We start from the raw sequence: 7,002 nt of genomic DNA, 5'->3' as shown, positions 1-7,002 counted from the left end.
GGCGGCGGCGAGCCAGGCCTTGAGCGTACGGCGCAGTGCCGCAAGCTCATCCGGGTGCGCGGGGACCTCGAGGCGCAGCGGCGCGGGCGGCTGGCGATAGACCACCATGGCGACGTCGTCGTCGTACCCGGCGGCGGGCCGCAGGCGCGAGAGCACCGCGTCGGCCACTTCCCTGGGCAGTTTGGCCGAGGTGTCGGCGAGCACGGCGGCGATCTTGGCGAAGCTGTCGTCGATGTCGATGCCGCGCTGTTCGACGAGCCCGTCGGTGAACAGCACCAGCGTCGACCCTGGCGTCAACGCGGTGGTCGCCTCCGGCCGGCGCGGCGGATCGAAGGTGGCCAGCGGAACCGAGCGCCCGCCCTCCAGCAACCGGCCGGTCGCTTCGACATCGGCCAGGATCGGCGGCATGTGGCCCGCGCTGCTGTAGCGGACCAGCCCGCGCACGGGATCGAGCACGGCGGCGCACACGGTCGTGCACATCGCCCCCGGGATCCGTCCCGCGACGGTGTCCAGCTCGGCGAGCAGCTGTGCGGGACCGGCTCCGCGCAAGAGCAATGCCCTTGCGGCCGTACGCAATTGACCCATCACCACGGCGGCGGACAAACCACGGCCCACGCAGTCACCGACCACAACGCCGATGGTGCCGTCGCGCAACGGCACCACGTCGTACCAGTCGCCGCCGATCTCCAGCGGCGGCAGCGCGGGCTCGTAATGCACCGAGAACCGTGGCGGCAGTTCGATCGGGCCGAGCATGGCCCGCTGCAGTGTCAGCGAGGTCGAACGTGCCTGATCGAAGTTGCGCGCCCGCTGTACCGCGAGGCTCAGGTGACCGATCAGCAGCGAGAACAACGTCCAGTCGGCGGCGCTGATCGCGCGCGGCGCGGCGAACCGCAACCACAGTGCGGCGTCACCGGTTTCGCCGAGCGGGGCGACGATGCCCTCGGAGCTCTCGGTGCCCTCCGGGATCGCGAACAGGCTGCGGCCGGGTCTGCGTCTGGCTCGCTCCAGCATGGCCCGCGCCCGCGCGTCCAGTTCGGCGTTCTCCGGCCCGTTCGCGCCCTCGGCGCCGGAGACGTACACCTCCGGCTCGACGTGTCTGCTCGGCCACACCGCCACCACCGCGGTCTGCGCGCCGACCGTGCGCCGCACCTCGTCGAGGCCGACGGCGAGCACCTCGACCACGCTCGTCGCCGCGGCCACCGCGGTCGCCAGCCGGGACGCCGCCTGATCGCGGGCCTGCGCGTCGTGCTCGGCGGTGACATCGCGGATGGTACCGACGAAGATGCGTTCGTTGTTCTCCGGCTTGATCAGCGCGCTGGTGCTCACCGCGAGCCACACGGTGCGGCCGTCGCGGTGCCGGATCGGAATGACGAAACGCTGTGCCTCGGTACCGAGATCGGGGTAACGGCCCGTAGCGACTGCTTGCAGGTCGCTCGAAAGGACCAGCCCGTCCGGCATCGACCACGGATGTGGTAGCGCGAACGGCACATCGGCGGCGCCGTACCCGGTCAGCGCGCCGAACGCCGAGTTCACCTCGACGATGGCGCCGTGCGAATCGGCGACGAAGAAACCGTCCTGCAGCGACTCGACCAACGCGGTGCGGAAGGCGTCGCGGCCCGCGAGATCGTCTGCGCGCGAACGCTGTTGCTCATAACGGCCGACCCCGTCGAGGTAGCCGCGGGTCGCGATGTCCAGTGCGGCAAGGGTTTGCAGCAGGAACTCCAGCGCCGACTCGGCCAGGCGCGAGTCGCCGCCGCCGATGCCGGCCGCGTGCTCGGCGGATTGCACCACGCGGAAGTGGTTTTCGTTGAGATCGAGCAGGCTGATGCCCTCGACCAACGCTCGCCGGCCGAGCTCGTAGCCCTCGGCCAGGGTGCCCTGGCTCGGTGAATCCAGGTGCCGCCGTAGGGCTTTCGCGTACTCGTCGAGGAAGTCGGCCAGTGCTGTCATATGGCGCGGCCCCTCATGACGGCAGGCCTTGCGCCGAGCCGCGGTGGCGGGCAGCGAGCACCAACGCATCGTCGGTGTCCTTGGCGTGCTTGGCCAGGATGTCGGAGGTGATCTCCGCGGTGGACTTCGAGAGATCGATCGCATCGGCGGATTCGCTGACGATGCCGTCGGTGGACATCAGCAGCAGATCGCCGGGGCGCACATGAATGGTCTGCGGTTGCAGATTCTGCGGCAGTCGGTAGCCGACGATTCCCGCGGTGAGCAAGATGTTCGCGCGACTGGCGAGTCCTGCGGGAGTAACTGTCAGTACCCGGGATTCGACATTGCCGACGCCGAGCCAGCGCACCGTGTCGCCAGGGTCGAACAGGGCGAGCGAGACCGCGGCACCGCGGGTGTCGGCCATGGCACGATGACACAGCACCATCAGCACGTCCAGCGGTTCGGCGCGGTTCTCGGAGAGCACCTGCGCGGCGCGGTCGGCGGCGTCGGCCGCGGGGGCGCCGTGCCCGAGTCCATCCAGCACGGCGAAAAGGACGGTGCCGCCGCCGGTGTCGAGGATGAGGCCGCGGTCACCGGAGACGCGTTGGCCGGGCAGCGCGCGACCGGCCACCGCCCACTCGATTCGGCCGATGAACCCGTCTTCATGCACCGTTGGGTACCCACTTCCACATCTCCACCAACGTGCCCTTGCCGGGCGCCGAGTCGACGATGAGCCGGTCCATCAGCCTGCGCGCGCCGGGGAGACCGAGTCCCAGGCCACGCCCGGTCGAGTAGCCGTCCTCCAGCGCGCGGGGGATGTCGAGGATGCCAGGCCCCTGGTCCTCGGCCTGTACCACCAGGGCCTGCCGGCCCTCCCGGTCGTCGACCAGCAACCGGATCTCGCCGCTGCCTGCGTAACTGGTGATGTTGCGGGCGATTTCGGAGATCGCCGTGGAGATCATGGTGCGGTCTGTCAGTGTGAATCCGAGCTTCGCTGCGAGTTCGCGGCCGGCCTGACGTGCGATCACGATGTCGCCCGACACTCTGACCGCGATCACCAGGTTCTCAGCGGCCACTGTCACGACCATCTCGCTGGCGTGGGCTTGCCGTCTTCTTGTTGAGCCAGGCGAGGCCCTCTTCGAGGTCGAGGGCGGTGTGCATGTCCTCGAACGTGAGCCCGAGTTGCACCATGGCGAAGGCGACTTCCGGCTGCAGCCCGACGATCACCGTTTCGGCGCCGCGCAGCTGCGTCATGTGCGCGATGGTACGCAACGATCTCGCGGCGAAGGAATCCATGATGTCGATCGCGGTGACGTCGACGATGATGCCGTGCGCTCGATACTTGCTGACCTGTTTCATCAGGTCGTCTTGTAGACGTTCGGTGTCGGCGTCGGTCAGCGCGGACTGCACCGACGCGATGAGATAGGTGCCCTGTTTGAGAATCGGTACCGGCATCTGCCCGCCCCGATCTAGCGGCCGTCGCGTTCGGTGACCCGCTCGGCGACTCGGGAAACCTCGTAGCCCAGCAGACGTTCCGCTTCCTCGATACCACCCTGGAGGTCGCCGACCGCATTCATCTTCGACAGGTCCAGGCCGATGGTGACCAGCGTCAGCGCGATCTCCGAGGACAGGCCGGTGATGATCACGTTCGCGCCCATCAGGCCGGACGCGTCGACGGTCTGCACCAGGTGGTTGGCCACGGTGGAGTCGATCTGCGGGACACCGGTGATGTCGATGACGACGACCTTGGCGCGGTTGGCCCGGATCGCGCGCAGCAGCTGCTCGGTGAGCTGACGGGCGCGCTGGCTGTCCAGCACGCCGATGATCGGCAGGATGAGCAGCTGTTCACGCACCTGGAGCACCGGGGTGGACAGCTCGCGGATGGCTTCCTGCTGCTGACGGATGACGCGCTCGCGCTCCTGCACGAACGAGACGCCCACGGTGTTGGCGATGCGGTTGGCGGCCGGTTCGTAGGCGTCGAGCACCGCGTTGAGCAGCTGGAAGTCCGCCTGGTACTTCTCGAACAGCGAGCGGGCGAGCACGTCGCGGAGGAGGAGGACGATGCCGAGGACCTCGTCGGTCTCGACTCCTCTCGGAATGATGCGCTCGGACAGGTCGCGGGCGTAGGCCTGCAGTGCCTCGACGCTACCGGTCTCGAGCACCTCGACGTAGTTGTCGTAGACGGAGGTCGCCTCGGAGAAGATCTCCTCCGGGGTCATCGCGGTCAGGAGCTGGGCGTCGGTGATCCGCCGAGCCCACTCTTCGCGCAGGGCGGTGCGATTCTGACGCAGATGCTCGACCAACTGCGGAAGCAGATTGTCGACCGGTCCGCTCAGCGAATCCGCCGAAAGGCTCATGGACACCTCGGACATGAAAACTCCTGCCCCTTTCGACGGTTTGAGTCGGGATGATCGTTCGGTCGTGCGACCGACACCGAGCCTAGTCATACCCCAACCCAGTTGCGGATGAAACCTGCCGGTTGTTCGCACGTGATTCACGGTGGCGGGGCGAAACCGCGTTCCAGCCCACTCAACGCGGCCTCCAGGTAAACGGTGAGATCCGCGTCGGCGCGGGCCAGCCAGGCGTCGAAGGCGGCGCGGGCGGCGGCCAGGGTGGTGCGGCCGACCGCCAGCGGGATCAGCGCGTTGCCCGGTTCGCCCAGCCTGCGCGCGGCGAAGTCGCTGACCGCGCGTTCCCAGGCGTCGTAGTGCGCGCCCGCGGTGGCGGCCAGGGCCGGGTTGGTGGCGACCAGCTGCATGCGGGTACGTAGCTCGGGCACGTCCTCGGCCCGATACCGATTGGCGTTCACGACAACTCGGCGCACCGCGGTCATCATCGGAACATCGTCGGGCACGGCGGCGAACGCGGTGCGCAGAGCGGCGACTTCGTCATCGAACTGGTACCAGAGCACCTCCGCCTTGGTGGGAAAGTAGCGGAAGAAGGTGCGGCCGCTGATCCCCGCGGCGGCGGCGATCTGCTCGACGGTGGTGTCGTCGAAGCCCTGCTCGGTGAACAGCCGCATGGCGATCAGTTCGAGCTCGCGTTTGGTGGTGCCGCGCGGGCGACCGCGGGTGGTCCTGGCTGTCACGGGTATTGATTATGTCAGTGGCTGACGATAATCTCCGGATATGTTGGAAAGTGTCGCGGACCACAGTCGCGCGACGGCCGATCTCACCTGGCCCGAGGCGGGGGAGCGGGCCGCCGTCGGCGCGATTCTCGCCGTTCCGGTCGGCGCGACCGAACAGCACGGCCCGCATCTGCCGCTGTCCACCGATACCGACATCGCCGCGGCACTGTGTGCCCGCCTCGCCGCGCTGCGACCGGATGTGCTTGTCGCACCGGCGATCCCGTACGGGGCGAGTGGTGAGCATGCAGGCTTCCCCGGCACTCTGTCCATCGGGCAGGCGGCGCTGGAACTGCTCGTCGTCGAGCTGTGCCGTTCGGCGACGGACACTTTCGACCGCATCCTGCTGGTCAACTGGCACGGCGGCAACCTCGAACCGTTGCGGCGCGCGGAGGCCCTGTTGCGCGGCGAATCCCGTGACGTGCGCGTGTATCTTCCGCGCTACCAGGGTGATCTCCATGCGGGCCGCTCGGAAACCGCTGTGCAACTGGCACTTACGCCGGAACGAGTGCGGCTGGACCGCGCCGAACCCGGCGACGTCCGCCCGCTCACCCAGCTCATGCCGCTACTGCGCGACGCCGGAGTCCGCTCGGTCAGCGCCAACGGCGTGCTCGGCGACCCGACCGGCGCGAGCGCCGACGAGGGCGCGAACCTGCTCGACCACCTGACCACCGATCTGTTCGACCGAACCCGGCTGTGGTGGCCGGTAGCTGCCCTGGAAAGGACCGTCCGACCATGAACCCGTGGTTCGAAACCGTTGCCGAAGCGCAGCGGCGTGCGAAGAAGAGACTGCCGAAATCGGTGTACGGCGCGCTGATCGCCGGATCCGAGCGTGGCCAGACCATCGAGGACAACCAGCAGGCGTTCACCGAACTGGGTTTCGCCCCGCACGTCGCGGGCCCGATAGGTACTCGCGACCAGTCGACGACCGTTCTCGGCCAACAGCTTTCGATGCCCGTCATGATCTCGCCCACCGGTGTGCAGGCGGTGCACCCGGACGGCGAGGTGGCCGTCGCACGCGCGGCGGCGGCGCGCGGCATCGCGATGGGGCTCAGCTCCTTCGCCAGCAAGCCGATCGAAGAGGTGATCGCGGCCAACCCGGCGACCTTCTTCCAGATGTACTGGTGCGGCAGCAAAGACGAGATCCTGCAGCGGATGGACCGGGCGAAGACGGCAGGCGCGGTGGGGCTGATCCTCACCCTGGACTGGTCGTTCTCGCACGGCCGGGACTGGGGCAGCCCGGTGATACCGGAGAAGCTCGATCTGCGCACCATGCTGAAGTTCGCGCCACAGACACTGGCTCGGCCGCGCTGGCTCGCCGCCTACGCGAAGGCCGGCCATATTCCGGATCTCACCGCGCCGAACATGGTGCTCGGCGACGGCCCCGCGCCGGGGTTCTTCGGCGCCTACGGCGAATGGATGGGCACGCCGCCGCCGGATTGGGCTGACGTGCAATGGATTTGCGAGCAGTGGGATGGTCCGGTGATGCTGAAGGGCGTCATCCGGGTCGACGACGCGCTGCGTGCGGTCGACGCGGGCGTCGCCGCGATCTCGGTGTCCAACCACGGTGGCAACAACCTCGACGGCACCCCGGCCGCCATTCGGGCACTGCCCGCGGTGGCCGACGCGGTGGGCTCGCAGATCGAGGTGGTGCTCGACGGCGGTATCCGGCGCGGCAGCGACGTGGTGAAGGCGGTGGCGCTCGGCGCTCGCGCGGTGATGATCGGGCGCGGGTACCTGTGGGGCCTGGCCGCCAATGGCCAAGCGGGCGTGGAGAACGTCCTGGACATCCTGCGCGGCGGGATCGACTCGGCGCTGCTCGGTCTGCGCAAAACCAGTGTCGCCGAACTGGATCGCGGGGATCTGGTGGTGCCGGACGGGTTCGAGCGCGCGCTGGGCGTGCCGGTCGCGTCGGTGCGCGAAGTGGCCGCGCCCACCTCCGCCTGAGT

At 68.7% G+C, this 7,002-nt stretch carries 8 protein-coding genes; 2 read left to right on the top strand and 6 right to left on the bottom strand.

Features of this window, described 5'->3' with window-relative positions; all coding sequences use genetic code 11:
- From NN4_RS39910 to mftR, 6 genes are all read right to left on the bottom strand, one after another.
- The coding region (locus NN4_RS39910; protein ID WP_246181340.1) for a SpoIIE family protein phosphatase at nt 1-2,019 on the bottom strand (2,019 nt) is incomplete at its 3' end.
- Entirely contained in the window at nt 1,964-2,599 is a 636-nt protein-coding gene (locus tag NN4_RS39905) for a SpoIIE family protein phosphatase (RefSeq protein ID WP_107657745.1), read from the bottom strand. The genes NN4_RS39905 and NN4_RS39910, both read right to left, overlap by 56 nt.
- A complete protein-coding gene (locus NN4_RS39900; RefSeq protein ID WP_107657744.1) occupies nt 2,592-3,017 on the bottom strand; it encodes an ATP-binding protein in 426 nt (141 codons plus the stop codon). The genes NN4_RS39905 and NN4_RS39900 overlap by 8 nt, the downstream gene beginning before the upstream one ends.
- Nucleotides 2,995-3,384 (bottom strand): STAS domain-containing protein, encoded by a 390-nt coding sequence (locus NN4_RS39895; RefSeq protein ID WP_107660644.1) that lies wholly within the window; start codon nt 3,382-3,384, stop codon nt 2,995-2,997. Before NN4_RS39895 ends, NN4_RS39900 begins: the two co-directional genes overlap by 23 nt.
- A gap of 14 nt (nt 3,385-3,398) precedes the next feature.
- Nucleotides 3,399-4,301 (bottom strand): STAS domain-containing protein, encoded by a 903-nt coding sequence (locus NN4_RS39890; RefSeq protein ID WP_107657743.1) that lies wholly within the window; start codon nt 4,299-4,301, stop codon nt 3,399-3,401.
- A 122-nt stretch (nt 4,302-4,423) separates the two neighbouring features.
- On the bottom strand, nt 4,424-5,017 hold the full coding sequence (gene mftR / locus NN4_RS39885) for a mycofactocin system transcriptional regulator MftR (protein ID WP_147142314.1): 594 nt from the start codon (nt 5,015-5,017) through the stop codon (nt 4,424-4,426).
- A gap of 40 nt (nt 5,018-5,057) precedes the next feature.
- Between mftR and mftE the strand changes: the two genes are divergently transcribed.
- Together mftE and mftD are read left to right on the top strand one after the other, a co-directional pair.
- The gene (mftE, locus tag NN4_RS39880) at nt 5,058-5,792 is read left to right on the top strand and encodes a mycofactocin biosynthesis peptidyl-dipeptidase MftE (protein ID WP_147142311.1); all 735 of its coding nucleotides are present in this window, start codon (nt 5,058-5,060) and stop codon (nt 5,790-5,792) included.
- Nucleotides 5,789-7,000 (top strand): pre-mycofactocin synthase MftD, encoded by a 1,212-nt coding sequence (mftD, locus tag NN4_RS39875; protein ID WP_147142308.1) that lies wholly within the window; start codon nt 5,789-5,791, stop codon nt 6,998-7,000. The genes mftE and mftD overlap by 4 nt, the downstream gene beginning before the upstream one ends.
- The last annotated feature ends 2 nt before the right edge of the window (nt 7,001-7,002 follow it).

The sequence above is a fragment of the Nocardia ninae NBRC 108245 genome, from assembly GCF_007990755.1.
In the GTDB taxonomy this organism is placed as follows: domain Bacteria; phylum Actinomycetota; class Actinomycetes; order Mycobacteriales; family Mycobacteriaceae; genus Nocardia; species Nocardia ninae.
This window is presented reverse-complemented; position numbering and strand designations above follow the sequence as displayed.